This is a genomic window from Kitasatospora sp. NPDC032150 (assembly GCF_055579945.1).
The window spans coordinates 216764-234481 of record NZ_JBVIMH010000006.1; the positions used below are offsets into that span (position 1 = coordinate 216764).

Annotated in this window: 16 protein-coding genes; 9 read left to right on the forward strand and 7 right to left on the reverse strand. The window is 71.4% G+C overall.

Translation table 11 applies throughout. The annotated features are described in order from the left end of the window. Positions 1-31: 31 nt before the first annotated feature. Positions 32-1162 (reverse strand): DNA polymerase III subunit beta, encoded by a 1131-nt coding sequence (gene dnaN, locus ACZ5ON_RS10345; protein WP_465588534.1) that lies wholly within the window; start codon positions 1160-1162, stop codon positions 32-34. 1014 nt (positions 1163-2176) lie between these two features. Beyond that, positions 2177-4132: a chromosomal replication initiator protein DnaA gene (gene dnaA, locus ACZ5ON_RS10350; RefSeq protein ID WP_465588537.1), complete on the reverse strand. Its 1956-nt coding sequence runs from the start codon at positions 4130-4132 to the stop codon at positions 2177-2179. 536 nt (positions 4133-4668) lie between these two features. Between dnaA and rpmH the strand changes: the two genes are divergently transcribed. The 9 genes from rpmH to ACZ5ON_RS10395 all read left to right on the forward strand — a co-directional run bounded on the left by rpmH (position 4669) and on the right by ACZ5ON_RS10395 (position 11818). Further along, positions 4669-4806 (forward strand): 50S ribosomal protein L34, encoded by a 138-nt coding sequence (gene rpmH, locus ACZ5ON_RS10355; RefSeq protein ID WP_030059672.1) that lies wholly within the window; start codon positions 4669-4671, stop codon positions 4804-4806. A gap of 19 nt (positions 4807-4825) precedes the next feature. Next, positions 4826-5254, forward strand: coding sequence for a ribonuclease P protein component (rnpA, locus tag ACZ5ON_RS10360; protein ID WP_465588540.1), 429 nt, complete (start codon positions 4826-4828; stop codon positions 5252-5254). Next, entirely contained in the window at positions 5251-5565 is a 315-nt protein-coding gene (gene yidD / locus ACZ5ON_RS10365; protein ID WP_344639011.1) for a membrane protein insertion efficiency factor YidD, read from the forward strand. The genes rnpA and yidD overlap by 4 nt, the downstream gene beginning before the upstream one ends. A 3-nt stretch (positions 5566-5568) precedes the next feature. After that, entirely contained in the window at positions 5569-6741 is a 1173-nt protein-coding gene (yidC, locus tag ACZ5ON_RS10370; protein ID WP_465588545.1) for a membrane protein insertase YidC, read from the forward strand. Positions 6742-6805: 64 nt separating this feature from the next. Next, positions 6806-7342: a Jag family protein gene (locus ACZ5ON_RS10375; RefSeq protein WP_465588549.1), complete on the forward strand. Its 537-nt coding sequence runs from the start codon at positions 6806-6808 to the stop codon at positions 7340-7342. Positions 7343-7576: 234 nt separating this feature from the next. Next, positions 7577-8371 (forward strand): 16S rRNA (guanine(527)-N(7))-methyltransferase RsmG, encoded by a 795-nt coding sequence (gene rsmG / locus ACZ5ON_RS10380; RefSeq protein WP_465588552.1) that lies wholly within the window; start codon positions 7577-7579, stop codon positions 8369-8371. A gap of 558 nt (positions 8372-8929) precedes the next feature. Continuing rightward, complete coding sequence (locus ACZ5ON_RS10385; protein ID WP_465588555.1) at positions 8930-9934, forward strand: ParA family protein; 1005 nt, start codon at positions 8930-8932, stop codon at positions 9932-9934. Next, the gene (locus ACZ5ON_RS10390; RefSeq protein ID WP_465588558.1) at positions 9931-11085 is read left to right on the forward strand and encodes a ParB/RepB/Spo0J family partition protein; all 1155 of its coding nucleotides are present in this window, start codon (positions 9931-9933) and stop codon (positions 11083-11085) included. Before ACZ5ON_RS10385 ends, ACZ5ON_RS10390 begins: the two co-directional genes overlap by 4 nt. A gap of 115 nt (positions 11086-11200) precedes the next feature. After that, positions 11201-11818, forward strand: a complete 618-nt coding sequence (locus ACZ5ON_RS10395) for a GNAT family N-acetyltransferase (RefSeq protein ID WP_465588561.1) — start codon at positions 11201-11203, stop codon at positions 11816-11818. 95 nt (positions 11819-11913) lie between these two features. Here the strand turns inward: ACZ5ON_RS10395 and trxA are convergent, their stop codons facing one another. The 5 genes from trxA to ACZ5ON_RS10420 all read right to left on the reverse strand — a co-directional run bounded on the left by trxA (position 11914) and on the right by ACZ5ON_RS10420 (position 17595). Then, the gene (gene trxA / locus ACZ5ON_RS10400; protein ID WP_465588564.1) at positions 11914-12240 is read right to left on the reverse strand and encodes a thioredoxin; all 327 of its coding nucleotides are present in this window, start codon (positions 12238-12240) and stop codon (positions 11914-11916) included. Positions 12241-12467: 227 nt separating this feature from the next. Beyond that, entirely contained in the window at positions 12468-13436 is a 969-nt protein-coding gene (trxB, locus tag ACZ5ON_RS10405; protein ID WP_465588567.1) for a thioredoxin-disulfide reductase, read from the reverse strand. A 200-nt stretch (positions 13437-13636) separates the two neighbouring features. Beyond that, entirely contained in the window at positions 13637-14713 is a 1077-nt protein-coding gene (locus ACZ5ON_RS10410) for a hypothetical protein (protein WP_465588570.1), read from the reverse strand. Beyond that, entirely contained in the window at positions 14710-15432 is a 723-nt protein-coding gene (sigM, locus tag ACZ5ON_RS10415; RefSeq protein WP_465588573.1) for an RNA polymerase sigma factor SigM, read from the reverse strand. Before sigM ends, ACZ5ON_RS10410 begins: the two co-directional genes overlap by 4 nt. 51 nt (positions 15433-15483) lie before the next feature. After that, a complete protein-coding gene (locus ACZ5ON_RS10420; protein ID WP_465588576.1) occupies positions 15484-17595 on the reverse strand; it encodes a protein kinase family protein in 2112 nt (703 codons plus the stop codon). Between the last annotated feature and the right edge of the window lie 123 nt (positions 17596-17718).

Consider the following 17718-nt stretch of genomic DNA (forward strand, 5'->3'; position numbering starts at 1 on the left):
GGACGGGCTCCGACCGGGGGGCGGCCGGCCGTCAGCCGGAGAGCCGCACCGGCATGATCAGGTACTGGTACGCGACGTCCGCCTCGGCGTCCACCGCGGCCTTGCCGCTGAGCAGGGCCGGCTTGGTCGAGGTGGTGAAGCTCAGCTGGGCGTACGGAGCGTCGATGGCCTTGAGGCCCTCCTCCAGGTAGCCCGGATTGAAGGCGATCGAGATGTCATCGCCCTCGAGGTCGGCGTCGACCCGCTCGGTGGCCTGGGCGTCGTCGCCGGAGCCGGCCTCCAGGGTGAGCACACCCTGCTCGAAGCTGAGCCGGACCGGGGTGTTGCGCTCGGCGACCAGCGACACGCGCTTGAGCGCCTCCAGGAACGGCTGGGTCTGGATCGCGGCGATCGCGCTGAACTCGGTCGGGAACAGCGTGCGGTACTTCGGGAACTCACCCTCCAGCAGGCGGGTGGTCGTCCGGCGCCCGGCGCCCTCGAAGCCGATCAGGCCCTCGCCGGCGCCGCCGGAGGAGAGCGCGATGGAGACGCTGTCGCCGCTGCCCAGGGACTTGGCGATGTCCTGCAGGGTCTTGGCCGGGACCAGGGCGACGGCGGAGATGTCCGCCTGCTCGGGCTTCCACAGCAGCTCGCGGACCGCGAAGCGGTAGCGGTCGGTGGCGGCCAGGGTGATCCGGTCGCCCTCGATCTCGACCCGGACACCGGTGAGCACCGGCAGGGTGTCGTCCCGCCCGGCCGCCACGGCGACCTGGCTGACGGCGGAGGCGAAGACGTCGCCGGGGACGCTGCCGGTCGCGGTCGGCATCTGCGGCAGGGCCGGGTAGTCCTCGACGGACATGCTGGGGAGGGTGAAGCGCGAGCTGCCGCAGACCACGCTGACCCGCATGCCGTCGGTGGAGATCTCCACCGGGCGGTTGGGCAGGTTGCGCGAGATGTCGTTCAGCAGGCGGCCGGAGACCAGGACGGTACCGGCCTCCTCCACGTCCGCCTCCAGCTCGACCCGGGCCGAGACCTCGTAGTCGAACCCGGACAGCGCCAGGGCGCCCTCCTGGGCCGTCAGCAGCAGGCCGGCCAGCACCGGCACCGGCGGCCGCGCCGGGAGGCTGCGGGCAGCCCAGGCCACCGCCTCCGCGAGGACGTCACGCTCCACCCGGAACTTCACCGGTAACCGCCTCCTGGACTCCGCTGTCGCTTGTGCTCTTGATCGTCTACCGACACCTGGCCGCCGAGCCTGAGCCCTCCGGTTTCCAGTTGCCGAAGAACAGTCTGACGTACTCCACCGACAGACTGGGCAATCGGGCGGACGCAAGTCCGAACAGATGTCGGGTTCGGACTGTCCACAGATTTTGGCCCACCCCGCTGTTGATCAAGGCGAGGGGTCTATAGGTGTAGTGGTAGTAGTAGGGCTTGTGGATACCGTGGATAACCACGTTTCCCCAGGTCAAAGCCCATTTTTTGTCCACAGTGGGTGTGGATCGTAGCTGTGGACAAGCAGCGTCCGCTGTGGACGGCGGAGCGTTACCCACAGGGCACGCAGGGTATCCACAGGTTATCCCCAGCCCCATCCCCAGATCATGGCCGGTTTATCCACGGGGCACTGTCAACTTCTCGTGACGGCTTTCACACCAGCAGGTGAATTGTTGCTGCATGCTGTCGAACTGTGGATGCCCCTGTGGAGAACCTGGGGATAACCGGCCCTCTCCTGGGGACAGCCGGTGGATAACCCATCCGGCGCACTGAGGGGTCGCCAACTGTCCACAGCCTGTGGATAACTGTTGTGCACAAGTCCACAGGGGTCTGACCTGCGTCGAAGAGCGTAGCGGCGAGCGTCCTGTGGACGAATTCTGGATAACTCTGGGCTCCCCAGCCTGTGGACGGGGGAAAACCACCCGGTCCTGTGGATTGCCGTCCCCCGACTCCGCCCCGTTCGAATCGGCGGTCAGATGTTCGTTGCGGCAGTCCACCTGGCGAAGCGTCGACTGTGCGAATCCTGCCCCGTGATCGCGGCCGTTACACCTGTTTTCTTCCACGACCGTCCCGCCGGAGCCCGGTCCTGGCCGCTGCGAGGGTGCCGCGAGAGCGCCGCGCGGCCACCTGCGGCCCGTGCTCCCGCAGGCATGCGAAAGGGGAGCCAGGTGGTCCTGACTCCCCTTCAAACGGGCCGAGGCGTCCCGTACTAGCTCTTGATGCGGTTGGTCAGCTCGGTGACCTGGTTGTAGATGGAGCGCCGCTCGGCCATCAGCGAGCGGATCTTCCGGTCGGCGTGCATCACCGTGGTGTGGTCCCGGCCGCCGAACTGGGCACCGATCTTCGGCAGCGACAGGTCGGTGAGCTCCCGGCACAGGTACATGGCGATCTGGCGCGCCGTCACCAGCACGCGGCTGCGCGAGGAGCCGCAGAGGTCGTCCACACCCAGCCCGAAGTAGGCGGCGGTCTGCTGCATGATGACCTGCGCGGTGATCTCGGGGCCCGCGTCCTCGTCGCCGCCCGGGATCAGGTCCTTGAGGACGATGCCCGCCAACTCCAGGTCCACCGGCGCCCGGTTGAGGTTGGCGAAGGCGGTGACCCGGATCAGCGCACCCTCCAACTCCCGGATGTTGCGGGTGATCCGGGACGCGATGAACTCCAACACGTCGGCGGGAGCGTTGAGTTGCTCCTGGATCGCCTTCTTGCGCAGGATCGCGATCCGGGTCTCCAGCTCGGGCGGAGTGACGTCGGTGATCAGTCCCCACTCGAAGCGGTTCCGCAGCCGGTCCTCCAGGGTGATCAGCTGCTTGGGCGGCCGGTCCGAGGAGAGCACGATCTGCTTGTTGGCGTTGTGCAGGGTGTTGAAGGTGTGGAAGAACTCCTCCTGCGTGGACTCCTTGCTCGCCAGGAACTGGACGTCGTCCACCAGCAGGATGTCCATGTCCCGGTACCGCTTGCGGAACGCGTCCGCCTTGCCGTCCCGGATCGAGTTGATGAACTCGTTGGTGAACTCCTCCGAACTCACGTAGCGCACCCGGGTGCCCGGGAAGAGGCTGCGCGAGTAGTGGCCGATGGCGTGCAACAGGTGGGTCTTGCCCAGGCCGGACTCGCCGTAGATGAAGAGCGGGTTGTACGCCTTGGCCGGGGCCTCGGCGACCGCCACCGCCGCGGCGTGCGCGAAGCGGTTGCTGGCGCCGATCACGAAGGTGTCGAAGAGGTACTTGGGGTTCAGCCGGGCCGCGGGCTCGTCCTTGCGCGAGCCGCCGGCCGGGGGGGCGCCGGGGGGCGCGGGCACACCTGGGCTCGGGGTGCGCTCGGGCAGCGCACCGCCGGCGGTGGCGGGTGCTCCGGGCTGGGGGCGGGCGTCGGGGAGCTGCCCCCCGGGATCGGGCTGGACGCCCGGCTGGCGCTGCGGAACCGGCGGGGTGCGCCGGACGCCACCGGCGCTGCGCGGACGGTCGTCCGGGCCGGCGCCGTACGCGCCGCCGAACAGGTCGCCCTGGGCGGCGGTACCGGACTCCCGGGAAGGGGACTCGCCGCGCCGCTCGGCGGGCCGGGTGCCGTAGCTGCCGTCCCAGCCGCCCGGCCGCTCGGAGGTCTCCGCCCAGTCGGGCTGCTCACCGCCGTAGGGGGCGGGTCGCTGGTCGTAGCCGGCGGTGTCGTACCGGCCGGTGCGCTCGTAGCCCTGGGGGGCCTCGGCGGCCGGGGAGTCGTACCTGCCGGAGTAGTCGGAAGCGGGGAAGCTCTCGGCGACGGGCCAGCGGCCCGCCTCGGCCTCCTGCTCGCGGTAGGGCTGCTGCCACTCCCGGTCCTGGCCGCCCTGGGGGTGCTGCGGCTGCTGGGGGCGGGAGTCGGTGGGCTGGGGCTCGGACGGCGCGGGGCCGGCAGCCGGCGGGACGGCGTTGGCGTCCACCATCACGGCGATCCGCACGGGGCGGCCGAACTCGCGGCTGAGTTCCTCGGTGAGCGGCGGCAGCAGCCGGCCCTCCAGCACCTGCTTGGCGCGCTCGTTGGGCGCGGCCAGCAGGGCCGTGTCGTGCATCATCCACATCGGCTGGGTACGGCGTAGCCACATCTTGTCGCTGTCGCCGACGCCCGAGTCGTTGACCAGCCGCTCGACGACCCTCGCCCAGACAACGACGAGATCGCTGTTGACATCAGCCACTGGTGCACGCTTTCTCGTTCCCCGAATCGGGGGTGTCAAGGGACTCCGGGTGCCGGTCCGATCCGATGAACAATCCCGACAAGTCCTGCAACGGTAGTCAGCCGATGGGGCTGGATTCAAGTTGTTGTCCACAGGCTGTGGGTGAACGTACTCCCGGTGCGTGGGCGGGCGCGCGCAGTTGTGGCCCGGGCGGCGGACGAGGCCACGCGGGTGTGTGGAACGGACCGGCGCCGGTCCGGGACATCATGATCGGCAGCGTTTGCGGAACTGGGCGGGGGTGGGGCCGGGTGGCCGGTTTGACCCTCCGCCCCCGTGCCGCGTACCGTAACCAGGTCGAGTTGTCGATGGCCGCTGCCGCATGTCCGCGGGTCTTCCCGCTTCCATCAAGGCGCGCAGCACGGGCGCCGTGGTTTGCCGCAACCCCAGCCGACCTGGGACGTTGCGGCCAGATTTCTCAATCAGGAGAGATCGCGCGGACGCACGGTGACGGCCAAGCGACGTCCCGTCGTCCTACGATTCATCTCAGGAGCCCCCGAGTGAGCAAGCGCACCTTCCAGCCGAACAACCGTCGTCGCGCGAAGACCCACGGCTTCCGGCTGCGGATGCGTACCCGCGCCGGCCGCGCCATCCTGGCTGCCCGCCGTGGCAAGGGCCGCGCCAGCCTGTCCGCCTGATCCGAATCCGAGGTCTGCAGTGCTGCCCTCCGAGAATCGGCTGCGGCGGCGCCAGGACTTCGCGACCGCAGTGAAACGCGGTCGTCGGGCCGGTCGGCCCCTGCTGGTCGTCCATCTCAACAGAGACGGGGCGGCTGTGAGGCGGACCGACCGGAACAGCGACTCCCACCCGCACGTCGCCGAGGGGCTCCCTTCGGCGCGTGCGGGTTTCGTCGTGAGCAAGGCTGTCGGTCCCGCGGTGGTCCGCAATCTGGTGAAGCGGCGACTGCGCCACCTGGTCCGCGAGCGCCTGTCCCGGTTCCCCGCAGGTAGCCTGATAGTGGTACGTGCGCTGCCCCCGGCCGGGACGGCCTCGTACCTGGATCTGGAGCACGACCTGGACGCGGCGTTGCGGCGGCTGCTCCGGGCGGAGCCGGCCGATGCCGTGCCGACAGGAGCAGGGCGATGAAGTACCTGCTGATGGGGCTGATCAGGCTCTACCAGTGGACGATCAGTCCGCTGCTCGGCCCGGTTTGCCGGTACTACCCCTCGTGTTCGCACTATGGGTACGAAGCGGTGCGGGTGCACGGCGCGGTCAAGGGTGGTGCCCTGACCGCGTGGCGCATTCTGCGCTGCAACCCATGGTCGCCCGGTGGGGTCGACCATGTACCGCCGCGCAAGCACCCGGTCTGGCACCGTCGGTTGCGCGATCTGCTGAGCCCGAAGAGCGGGACCGCCGGGCCTGAGCCGGTGGCCAAGCCCGATGTCCAAGGAGTCTGACCGGTGACCTGGTCCTTCCTCAGTCCTCTGTACACCGCGGTGTCCTGGATCATCGTCCAGTTCCACACGCTGTACAGCCACGTCTTCGACCCGAACGGCGGGTGGGCGTGGGGTCTGGCGATCGCCTCGATGGTGGTCGTCATCCGAATCTGCCTGATCCCGCTCTTCGTGAAGCAGATCAACGCGACTCGGGCCATGCAGGCGATCCAGCCCAAGATGAAGGCCATCCAGGAGCGCTACAAGAACGACCGGCAGCGCCAGTCCGAAGAGATGATGAAGCTGTACAAGGAGGCGGGTACCAACCCGTTCTCCAGCTGCCTTCCGATTCTCGTGCAGGCGCCGTTCTTCACCGCCCTCTACGGCGTGCTCAGCTCGGTCGCGAGCGGCAAGACGATCGGCGTCATCACTCCCGGCCTGCTGGCCAGCGCCAAGCAGGCGCACATCTTCGGTGCCCCGCTGTCGGCCAAGTTCGTCGGCTCCGACCAGCTGAACGTGCAGATCGTGACCGCGATCATGATCGTGCTGATGTCGCTGTCGCAGTTCGTCACCCAGCGCCAGCTGATGACCAAGAACGTGGACCTCACGGTCAAGACGCCGTTCATGCAGCAGCAGAAGATGCTGATGTACGTCTTCCCGCTCATGTTCGCCGTGATGGGCATCAACTTCCCGGTCGGCGTGCTGGTCTACTGGCTGACCACCAACATCTGGTCGATGGGTCAGCAGCTGATCGTCATCCGCAACAACCCGACGCCGGGCAGCAAGGCGTACGCCGAGCGCCAGGCCCGGCTGAAGAAGGCCGGCCGGCTGAACCCGGACGGCTCGGTGAAGAAGAGCGGGCTGCTCGCGCTGTTCTCCGGTGGTTCCGGCAAGGGTGCCGCCACGGCCGAGGCCGTGGTCGAGGACGCGGCGCAGGTGCGGCGGCAGCAGCCGCGCAAGCAGACCAAGGCGCAGCGCCAGCAGAGCGGGACGCAGTCCGGCGGCGCCGGCGCGCAGGCCCCCCTGGCCGCGGAGTCGGCCCCGCTGGCTGCCGACGAGCCCGCTCCGGCCGGGTCGGCTCCGGCCAAGGCGGCGACGGGCAAGCCGGGCGCGGCCAAGCCGGGTGCGGGCAAGCCGGGTGCGCGTCAGCAGCCGAAGCGGGGCGGGCAGGGCGGCCAGCGGCCGAGGAAGAAGTCCTGACGGACTTCAGCCAGATCTTCGTTTCTCGGCCCACCCGAGGGCCCATTCCTGAAGGAGTCCATCAGTGACGGAAGGCACCACCTCTGCTGCCGAGGCCGAGGCGGCGACCGGTGCGGGCGCTGCCGACGGTCTGATCGCCCGCCTGGAGCAGGAGGGTGACATCGCGGCCGACTACCTGGAGGGTCTGCTCGACATCGCGGACCTTGACGGTGACATCGACATGGATGTCGAGGGCGACCGCGCTCTGGTGTCCATCGTCAGCGACGGCAACGACCGCTCCCTGCAGCGTCTGGTCGGCCACGACGGCGAGGTGCTGGAGGCCCTGCAGGAGCTGACCCGGCTGGCGGTGCACCGGGAGACCGGCGAGCGCAGCCGCCTCATGCTGGACATTGCCGGGTTCCGGGCGCGCAAGCGGTCCGAGCTGGCGGCGCTGGGCAGCAAGGCGGCCGAGCAGGTCAAGAGCACGGGTGAGCAGGTGAAGCTCCGCCCGATGACCCCGTTCGAGCGCAAGGTGGTCCACGACGCGGTGGCCGCGGCGGGTCTGCGCAGTGAGTCGGAGGGCGAGGAGCCCCAGCGCTGCGTCGTCGTCCTGCCGGGCTGACGTCGCAGGCGGCCTGTCGACCGACCCCGTCCGCCTCGTGCGGGCGGGGTCGTCGTCCCTCCGGGGCGGCTTGGGCACACGAGGGCGGGTGTGCCGTGGTCGGCGGCGGTCGCGTTTCACGCGTTGTGTTTTCACACGTTGTGTTTCACGTGAAACAGAGCCCATATGGAACATGGACCGGATGGCCCACCCGGTGAGTGCGGGTCGGTGGAGACGGTGAGCGGAGAGGCTGAGATGGAGACGGACGGCGTGGCGGCCGCGGGTACCCCGGCGGACGGCGGCGAGGACGGTCGGCACGAACTGCCGCAGGCGCCGGCCGTGGCGCAGGAGATCTTCGGTGAACGGTTCCCGGTCGCTCTGCGGTACACCGAGCTGCTGGCGACGGCCGGGGTGCAGCGCGGGCTGATCGGTCCGCGTGAGGTGCCCCGGCTCTGGGACCGCCATGTGCTCAACTGTGCGGTGCTGGCCGAGCTGCTGCCGGCCGGTACCTCGCTGTGCGATGTCGGTTCGGGCGCCGGGCTGCCTGGCATCCCGGTGGCGATGGCGCGTCCCGATGTCTCGGTGACGCTGCTGGAGCCGCTGCTGCGGCGGACCACCTTCCTGGAGGAGGTGGTCCGGGAGCTCGGCCTGGACAATGTGACGGTGCTGCGCGGCCGGGCCGAGGAGATGGTCGGCAAGCTCTCGGTGGACATCGTCACCGCGAGGGCGGTGGCACCGCTGGACCGGCTGGCCGGGTGGGGGATGCCGCTGCTGCGTCCGTACGGGCAGATGCTGGCGCTCAAGGGCGACACGGCGGAGCAGGAGCTGGCGGACTCGCGGTCGGCGCTGACCAAGCTCGGTGCGGTCAACTGGTCCGTGATCTCGGTCGGTGAGGGCACCCTGGAGACCTCGACCCGGGTGGTCCGGGTGGAGGCCGGGGAGAGCCCGGGCGGGGTGAAGGCGGCGACCCGCAGGGCGAAGGCAGCCCGGGCCGGGCGGTCCGGCAAGGCCGGTGACGGCCCCCGTGGGGCTGGGCGCCGCCGGCGCTGAGGTCCCGTTCGCGGGCACGGCGTGGGGCAGGGTGGCCCACGGCTCCACCGGGACCACACCCCCTGCCGGGGCTGCGACTTTTCCGGGCCCGTACGCCTGCCGGGGGCCGCGGCCCCCGGCAGGCGTACGGGCCCGTCGTGAAGCGGAGGGCCGCCCGAGGAACAGGCCCGTTCGAGGCGGTGGCGTGTCCGGGGAACGGGCGTGCCGATGCCGAATCCGGCGATAGGCGACTCCGCCTCGGGGACGGGCGTGGCGCGAGCGGTGGATCCCCGGTCTGCCGTCCGGAGGCCGCGCCCGGTGGAGGGGCGATGGGGGTGAACGGCGGCAGCGGATCGGATCGCCCAGGGGTGAACAGGCGGGTGGCGCGAGCCGCCCGCTTGGTGCTTTCGGGTGCCCTCGGTGGCGCCGCCGTAACTCGTCGGAGTGTCGCACCGTCAGATTTCCGGCATTGCGGGCATGGTGTTTCACGTGAAACGTCGCTCCCTGCTCTCTGGAATCCTCGCCCGCAGCCGGGCGGCGACTGTTGCCGCTCCGGTTTCACGTGAAACACTGACCCACATGCAGGACTCGGAGACCATCGATCAGATCGATGACACGCCCATCGCGCGCGCTGCCCGGGCCGCAGTACGAGCTGCCGGGCGTGCCGGTGAAGGGCTGCCCAGGCCGACGGCGACCAGGGTGATCGTGGTTGCCAATCAGAAGGGCGGGGTGGGGAAGACCACCACCACCGTCAATCTGGCCGCGGCACTGGCACTGCACGGCCTGCGCGTCCTGGTCGTCGACCTCGACCCGCAGGGGAACGCCTCCACGGCGCTCGGGATCGACCACCACGCGGAGGTGCCGTCGATCTACGACGTACTGGTGGAGGGCAAGCCGCTGGCCGACGTGGTGCAGCCGGTGGTGGACGTGGAGGGGTTGTTCTGCGTCCCGGCGACCATCGACCTGGCCGGTGCCGAGATCGAGCTGGTCTCGCTGGTGGCCCGGGAGAGCCGGCTCCAGCGCGCCATCGCGGCCTATGAACAGCCGCTGGACTACATCCTGATCGACTGCCCGCCCTCGCTCGGGCTGCTGACGGTCAACGCGCTGGTGGCGGGCCAGGAGGTGCTGATCCCGATTCAGTGCGAGTACTACGCGCTGGAGGGGCTCGGCCAGCTGCTGCGGAACGTCGAACTGGTCCGCGCGCACTTGAACCCGGCGCTGCACGTCTCCACCATCCTGCTCACCATGTACGACGCCCGGACCCGGCTGGCGGCCCAGGTGGCGGAGGAGGTCCGGACCCACTTCCAGCAGGAGGTGCTGCCGACGGCGATCCCGCGGTCGGTCCGGGTCTCCGAGGCTCCGAGTTACGGGCAGACCGTGCTCACCTACGACCCGGGTTCCACCGGTGCGCTGTCCTACCTGGAGGCGGCCCGTGAGCTGGCCCTGAGGGCGGTCGGCCTGGGGCAGCCCGGCGGTACGGGACAGGGCGCGGTGGAGCACGGCTCGGTGGGACAGCAGCGGAGCGCGAGTGACGCGCCGGCTGTTCCGATGGCACAGCACGGCACGATGGAGGACAACCGGTGAGTGGTGGGCGCAGGGGGCTGGGACGAGGGCTCGGGGCACTGATCCCGGCGGCGACACCGGCCGTGGGGCCGGCCGCCGGCCCGGCCGAGGAGCCGCTCGCGGGCGCCCCGGCGGTAAAGGCCGCCAGGACGGGGGAGCCTGCCCCGGCGGTGCCCTCCGGCGTGCTCTCCCCGACCGCGGTTCCGGTGCTGCCGTCCGGGCGGGGTACGGCGGCGGCGAAGGCTGCGGCCGGGAGCGCACGGGAGCAGGCCGGGCAGTCGCAGCACAGCGTGCTGGAGGCGGTGCTGGGCGAGGCGGTGCTCCACCCGGTCGCGGGCGCCAGGTTCGCGGAGCTGCCGCTGGACGCGATCCGGCCGAACCCGCGTCAGCCACGCGAGGTCTTCGACGAGGACAAGCTGGCCGAGCTGGTCGCCTCCATCAAGGAGGTGGGCCTGCTCCAGCCGGTGGTGGTCCGTCAGGTCGACGGCGGGCAGTATGAGCTGATCATGGGCGAGCGTCGGCTGCGGGCCTCCAGGCAGGCCGGTCTGGAGCTGATCCCGGCGATCGTCCGGGCCACCGAGGACGACAAGCTGCTGCTCGACGCGCTGCTGGAGAACCTGCACCGGGCGGAGCTCAACCCGTTGGAGGAGGCCGCGGCCTACGATCAGCTGCTGCAGGACTTCTCCTGCACCCACGACGAGCTGGCCGACCGGATCGGCCGCTCGCGTTCGCACGTCTCCAACACCCTGCGACTGCTGAAGCTCTCCCCGGCCGTGCAGGCCCGGGTGGCCGCGGGCGTGCTGACGGCGGGCCACGCCCGGGCACTGCTGGGCGTCCCGGACGGCGAGCGGCAGGACCAGCTGGCCCGGCGAATCGTGGCGGAGGGTCTCTCGGTGCGTACCACCGAGGAGATCGTCGCGGTGATGGACCGGGAGCAGAAGCCGAAGCGCCCCTCCCCCAAGGCGGGGAAGCTCTTCTCCCCCGCTTTCGAAGACCTCTCCGAGCGGCTCTCGGACCGGTTCGAGACCAGGGTGAAGGTCGAGGTGTCGCAGCGGAACGGAAAGTTGGGCAAGGGCAAGGTGGTCCTGGAGTTCGGCTCCGTCGAGGACCTCAACCGGATTCTGGACAGTCTGGCTCCCGGTGAGGACGGCCTGCGGCTGTCGCAGGGCTGAGGGTTCCGGAGCCTGGGTTCGGGTGCATGTTTCACGTGAAACGTGCACCCGAACCGTTTCCGGAGGAAGCTCATGGATGTGATGTCCGCCCGGGGTGGATGAGGAGGTGTGGGGCGTGGGACGGAGGATCGTTCCGCTGACGCTGGACAACCTTGGGGATCTCCCGACGACGTGTCGGGCCTGCGTGTTCTGGGAGCTCGACCCGGTGAGCGCCAAGGCGGCGGTGGAGTCCGGAAAGCCCGAGCTGGAGAAGGAGAGCTGGATCTCCGCCGTACTGTTGGAGTGGGGTTCCTGCGGTCGGATCGTCTACGTGGACGAGATCCCCGTCGGGTATGTGCTGTACGCGCCGCCCGCGTATGTACCGCGTTCGCTGGCCTTCCCGACCAGTCCGATCTCGCCGGACGCCGTACAGCTGATGATCAGTCGGGTGTTGCCCGGCTACCAGCGGCAGGGGATCGGCCGGGTGTTGGTGCAGACGGTGGCCAAGGACCTGGTCGGCCGGGGCTTCAAGGCGGTCGAGGCGTTCGGCGCGGTGGGCCGGGAGATCCCGAGCTGTGTACTGCCGGCCGAGCATCTGCTGGCGGTGGGCTTCAAGACGGTACGCCCGCACCACCGCTACCCCCGTCTGAGACTGGAGGCGCGCACCACGCTCTCCTGGAAGGGGGACGTGGAGGTCGCCTTGGAACGGCTGCTGGGCGGTGCCCGGAAGGAGCCGGCCCTGCGGCCGTTCTGAGCGGGGCTGCCGGATGCGGCGGAGCAGACGGCGAGGGCGGGCCACCGGAATCCCGGTGGCCCGCCCTCGGACGTGCTTGGTGGCTGCGCCGCCGATCAGATGAAGTCGGCCAGCTCGCGCAGCAGCGCGGCCTTCGGGCGTGCGCCGGTGATGGTCTTCACAAGCTCGCCGTTCCGGTAGACGTTCAGCGTGGGGATGGAGATCACGTTGTACGCGGTCGCGGTCTCCTGGTTGTTGTCGACGTCCAGCTTGGCAACGGTGAGCTTGTCGCCGTGCTCCTTCGCGATGTCCTCCAGGATCGGGGCGACCTGGCGGCACGGGCCGCACCAGGTGGCCCAGAAGTCGACGAGGACGGGCTTGTCGCTCTTGAGGACCTCGGCGTCGAAGGTCGCGTCGGTCACGGTGATGGTGGCGCCGGCCACGGGAACTCCTCAGGGTCGCGGACGAGATGGTGCTTCGGTCCGGAAGAATCCGGTCGGCACCCTTGGGGGTGGATAACAGCCTGTGCTTGATAACAACCAGCACGGCTGTTCTGTTTCGGCGGAGGTCCCTCGCAGGCTGTCCGCGTTCCACGTCGTCGGGGAGTGTTTCACGTGAAACAGCGGCGCGGCCAGGCTGTGAGCGGGACCTCCGCCGGGTGGGGTTCGGGTCAGGCCGCGACGGTGGCGGCCTGGGCCTCCAGGTCGGCCAGCGAGGCCAGGTAGCGCTCGGCGTCCAGGGCGGCGGCGCAGCCGGTGCCGGCGGCGGTGATGGCCTGGCGGTAGGTGTGGTCGACCACGTCGCCGGCGGCGAAGACGCCGGGGATGTTGGTGCGGGTGGAGGGGGACTCGACCTTCAGGTAGCCCTCGGCGTCGAGGCCGAGCTGGCCCTTGAAGAGCTCGGTGCGCGGGTCGTGGCCGATCGCGATGAACAGGCCGGTGACGGGCAGCTCGCGGGTCTCACCGGTGGTGGTGTCGCGAAGCGTCACCCCGCTCAGCTTCGGGTCGCCGTGGATCTCCTGGACCGCGCTGTCCCAGGCGAAGGTGATCTTCTCGTCGGCGAAGGCGCGCTCCTGCATGGCCTTGGAGGCGCGCAGGGTGTCGCGGCGGTGGATCACCGTGACGCTGTTGGCGAAGCGGGAGAGGAAGGTCGCCTCCTCCAGCGCGGTGTCGCCGCCGCCGACCACCGCGATGTCCTGGCCCTTGAAGAAGAAGCCGTCGCAGGTGGCGCACCAGGAGACGCCGCGGCCGGACAGCGCGTCCTCGCGGGGCAGCCCGAGCTTGCGGTGCTGGGAGCCGGTGGTGACGATCACGGCGCGGGCCCGGTGGACGTTGCCCTCGGAATCGGTGACGGTCTTGATGTCGCCGGTGAGGTCCACCGCGACGATGTCGTCCGGGATCAGCTCGGCGCCGAACTTCTCGGCCTGCGCCCGCATGTTGTCCATCAGCTCGGGACCCATGATGCCGTCGCGGAAGCCGGGGAAGTTCTCGACCTCGGTGGTGTTCATGAGCGCACCGCCGGCGGTGACGGCGCCCTCGAAGACCAGCGGCTTGAGGGAGGCTCGGGCGGTGTAGAGCGCGGCCGTGTACCCGGCGGGGCCGGAGCCGATGATGATCACGTTGCGGACGTCGTCGCTCACTGCATCTCCTGGTTCGCATCGCACGGCTCGGGCCGTGCGATTGGGCGCTATTGCGGGGAGGGCGGCTTCTCCGCCGCCCCGGACAACGACTCACCAGTGTCGCTCATTCCCGGGGCTCCGTGCAGCAGGCGCCCGAACCGTGGGCGGGATGCGGTCGCCGGTCGGCGGGCTCCGTTCCGGCGAGGCGGTGGGCGGACGGCTCAGCCAGCGGGCAGGACGCGGTGCAGCACCACGGTGGCGCCCGGACAGGACGGTGTGACGAGGTATACGTCGAGGCTGTCGGGCCGGTCCGGAAGCGGGTAGACCAGGGCGGTCACCTCGGCGCCGCCGTAGCGGCCGTGGCCGACGGCGAGCGGGGCGCCGGTGATGCCGCCCGCGACGCCGTCCAGGCAGCTGGGGACGGCGGAGGACAGCCGGCTGCCGAGCGCGGGCGTCTGGGCCGCCTCCGGCTGCGCACCGGCCGCCGAGGGCATCTTGGACGTGGTCTTCGCGGCGACCAACTGGTTGATCTGTGCCGCGAGTTGGTCGTCCTGGAAGACCGGGCCGCCGTCCCCGGCGGCGGCCGCCGGATGCTGGGCGTCGGCGCCCTGGGTACCCGGTCCGCCGGTTGGGCGGGCGACCGCGGTGGAGGTGGCCGTCGCCGGGGCGCCGTCCGCCCGGACGCGTGCCCCGTCCTGTCGCACCATCAGGGCACCGCCGATCCCGAGGACGGCGATCAGGGCGGCGGCCCCCAGCACGAGCCGTCCGCGGCGGCGGCGCCCGGCCGGAGCGGGACGCCCGGGACCGCCGGGCCCAGGGGAAGCGGCAGTGGACGAACCGGGCCGGGTCCGGTCCGCCGGCCGTCCGGGCGGGGCCGACGTCCCCTTGGTGGCCCGGGCGGTGCGCTCGGCGGACGAGGCGGGGCCGAAGGGACCGTCGGGTTCCGCCATCGGGGGTCCGGCCGGCTGCGCTCCGGTCAGTCGCGCTTCGGCCGGGCCGGCGGCGGCCGGGCGCGGCTCCGCCACCGGGAGGCGCGCTGCCTCGGCGGCCAGGGCCGCGTCGATGCGTTCGGCGATGTCGGCGGGCAGCGGTGGTGCCTCCACCGTGCTCAGCAGGTCCCGAACCTCGGCGAAGGCCGCGAAGCCGTCCGCGCAGTCCGGGCACTCGGCGAGGTGCCGGCGGAGGTCCGGCACCAGGTCCGGGTCGGCGAGGTCCTCGGCGAGGTCGGCGAGCAGCTCGATGCCGGGGTGCGGGTCGGCGCCGTCGGCGGCGGTCCAGGAGGGGGTACCAGACGTCATCGCGAGGTCACATCTCCTTCCAGGACCTGTTCGGGCAGATGGCGGCCCGCTGTTCTGACGGGGCCGGGGCGGGTCGGGTTCCCGCCCGGGCTGGACGGTGTTCCACGTGAAACGGCCGCCGGGGAGGCGGCGGGGCCCGGGTCGTCCTCGGCCGAGGCGGCTCTCAGGTGGCGGACCAGCGGCAGCAGTCTGGCGCGGCCGCGGGCACAGCGGCTCTTGACCGTGCCCACCGGCACCCCGAGGAGTTCGGCGGCCTCGGCGACCGGGTAGCCCTGCATGTCCACCAGGACCAGTGCCGCGCGCTGGTCGACCGGGAGGGTGGCCAGCGAGGCGGTCACCTCGCGCTGGAGCTCCGCACGGACCACCGAGGCCTCGGCGGGTTCGGTGCTGCCGAGCAGGGTGTCCAGCCGCTGGGGTTCCTCGTCCAGGGACCCGGCCCGCCGCGCGGTGGCGCGGCGGGCGCGGTCCAGGCAGGCGTTGACCACGATCCGGTGCAGCCAGGTGGTGACGGCGGACCGGCCCTGGAAGGTGTGCGCGGAGCGGAAGGCGGAGACCAGGGCGTCCTGGAGCGCGTCGGCGGCCTCCTCGCGGTCGCCGAGGGTGCGCAGCGCGACGGCCCAGAGCCGGTCCCGGTGGCGGCGGACGAGAACCCCGAAGGCGTCCGGGTCGCCGGCGCGGTGCCGCGCCAGCAGGTCGGCGTCGGAGGGCTCCTCGCTCATGTCTCCCCCCTCTGGTCCGGCGGCTTCATCGGGACGGGCTCCCGTGGCAGCTCAGCCGCTGACCTGGACCTCGGCGATCCGGCCCCGGTAGCGGCCATCCGTATCCTGGGGGAGGCTGGTCAGCCAGATCAAGAGGTACCTCGTGGTCAGTGGTGCCTGCGGCTTCAGGTCGACCGAATCGCCCTGGCCCGAGGCCACGGCCTGGCCGAACAGGTCGAGGCCGGTCCGGTTGGCGGGCGGCTGGTCGGACGTGCCCTTGGGGGCGACCAGCAGCTCGGCCTTGGTGTTGCCGAGGAACTGGACGTGGACCGAGCTGACCTGCCGCTCCGAGCCGAGGTCGAGCACCAGGCCGGTGCCTTCCTTCAGGCTCGGGAAGTTCGCGTTGTAGCCGGTGGTCAGCCATGAGGTCTTGGGATCGCCGTCGATGGCCTTCGGCGCCTCGTCTTCGTGCTCGGAGTCGCCGCCGAGCGCGTTGAACTGGTGGGCACCCTTGACGGGGATCGGCTTGGCGTCCGCGGTCACGGGTGCCGCGGAACCGCCCTGGGCGCCGCCCGGGCTGCTGCTGGGCGAGGTGCCGGCCGCGGCGGCGCCGCGGTCCGTCTGGTGGTTCAGGGTGGTCACCAGCTGCCAGGAGCCGGTGCCGATGGCGGCCAGCGCGACCAGGGAGGCGGTCCACTTGGCGAAGGTGTGCAGCCCGCGGCGCTGGCGGGCCGGACGCGGCGGGATCCTTTCGGTGTCCAGCGGCCGGGCGTTGTTCGGCTGCCCGCCGTCCGGCCGGCCGGGGCGGTTCTGCGGCTGCGCCGGGCGCGGGTTGCTGTAGCGCGGGGTGAAGGCCGGGGGCGCGGGCGGCTCGGGCTGACGGATCCTGGGCATCAGCGCGATCGCCTTGGCCAGCTCCTCCGGGCTGGTGATCGGCTCCAGGTTGTGCGGCAGCGGCTCGCACAGCGCTCGGGTGGCCAGCTCGGCAAGGCCCTTGTGGACGCCGGCCTTGACCTGGTCCGGCGGTACGCAGCCGAGGCTCTTGGGCAGCCCCTGGAGGTCGTACCGGTCCTCCGGGAAGGGCCAGCGGTGGGTCAGCGCGGCGTACAGCAGGACGCCGATGGCGCGGGTGTCGGTGCGCTCGGCGTCCTCGCTGGTCAGGCCGCGCAGGGCGGCGTCCACGGCGATGCCGTTGATCCGGTACTGGCCGCTCTCGGTGCGCAGCACGCAGCGCGGCGTGAGCCGCAGGTGGGCCTGGCCGCGCCGGTGGGCGGCGGTGATGGCGTCGGTGACCTGGCGGACCATCTGGTACGCGTCGTACGGCTCCATCGGGCCGGCGGCGAGCAGTTTGGCCAGATCGGTGGCGTCGGGCAGCCACTCGCGGATCACGTAGACCAGCTCGCCCTCCTGCACCGCGTCCAGGACCTGGACGAAGCGCGGGTCGCCGAGCAGGGCGGCGGACTTGGCGGCGGCGAGCACGGCCTTGGCCCGCTGGTGCCCGGCGGCGAGCAGGTGGACGCCGACGGCGCGGCGGAGCTTCTCGTCGACCGCGCGCCAGCTGCTGAAGCTCTCGGACTGGCCGATGCACTCCTCCAGCCGGTAGCGGCCGGCGATCTTGTCGCCGCTGTGCCGGAGCGGGGCGGGGAGGGCGGCGGGGAGCTGTCCGGTGTCGCCGGCGGCCCTGGCGGCGGGGGAGGGCGTGCCGCCGGGCTTCGGGGTGGATGCGGCGATGGGCTTCGGGGTGGACGCGGCGATGGGCTTCGGGGTGGACGCGGCGATGGGCTTGGCGGACCCCTTCGCCGCCGAGGCGGCGGCCTCGTTGATCTCGTCGGCCGTCTCCTTCGCGGCGGCGGCGAGCGCGGCGGCACCGGCCGCGAGCTCGGCGGCGATCTCGGCGGAGGACAGCGGCGCGGTGGACTCGCCGACCCCGGTGCTCTTGACGGGCTCCGCCCGGCCGGATCCGGTGCCGGCCCCGGCGGAGCCGTCGCTCCTGGCGGCCTGGCCGTTCTTCGCGGGCCGGCCGGCCCCGGACCCCTTGGTGTCCCCGGTGCCCTTGGCGGTACCGTCCAGGTCGCCTCCCGGCTGCTCGTCCGATGTGTCGCTCGGAATGTCGCCGAGTGCCATGGCCAGCGCCGCCTCGTCCGCGACGGACGTGTCGACGACCGCCTTGGTGCCATCAGCCACCGTGGTCCTGCCTCCCCTTGTATCGCCCCGGTTAACGTCCCGGAAATCCGGCCGCCTGCCCGGCCCGTCGGGGGCTGAGTGGTGCCAGGACAATTGTGCCCACTCATCCTCCCCTGGTACGAC

Bases quoted from the DNA above. Each gene is read 5' to 3' on its own strand.
- yidD (WP_344639011.1), top strand. From the start codon at position 5,251: ATGAAGTACCTGCTGATGGGGCTGATCAGGCTCTACCAGTGGACGATC.
- rsmG (WP_465588552.1), top strand. From the start codon at position 7,577: ATGGAGACGGACGGCGTGGCGGCCGCGGGTACCCCGGCGGACGGCGGC.
- ACZ5ON_RS10385 (WP_465588555.1), top strand. From the start codon at position 8,930: ATGCAGGACTCGGAGACCATCGATCAGATCGATGACACGCCCATCGCG.
- ACZ5ON_RS10410 (WP_465588570.1), bottom strand. From the start codon at position 14,713: ATGACGTCTGGTACCCCCTCCTGGACCGCCGCCGACGGCGCCGACCCG.
- sigM (WP_465588573.1), bottom strand. From the start codon at position 15,432: ATGAGCGAGGAGCCCTCCGACGCCGACCTGCTGGCGCGGCACCGCGCC.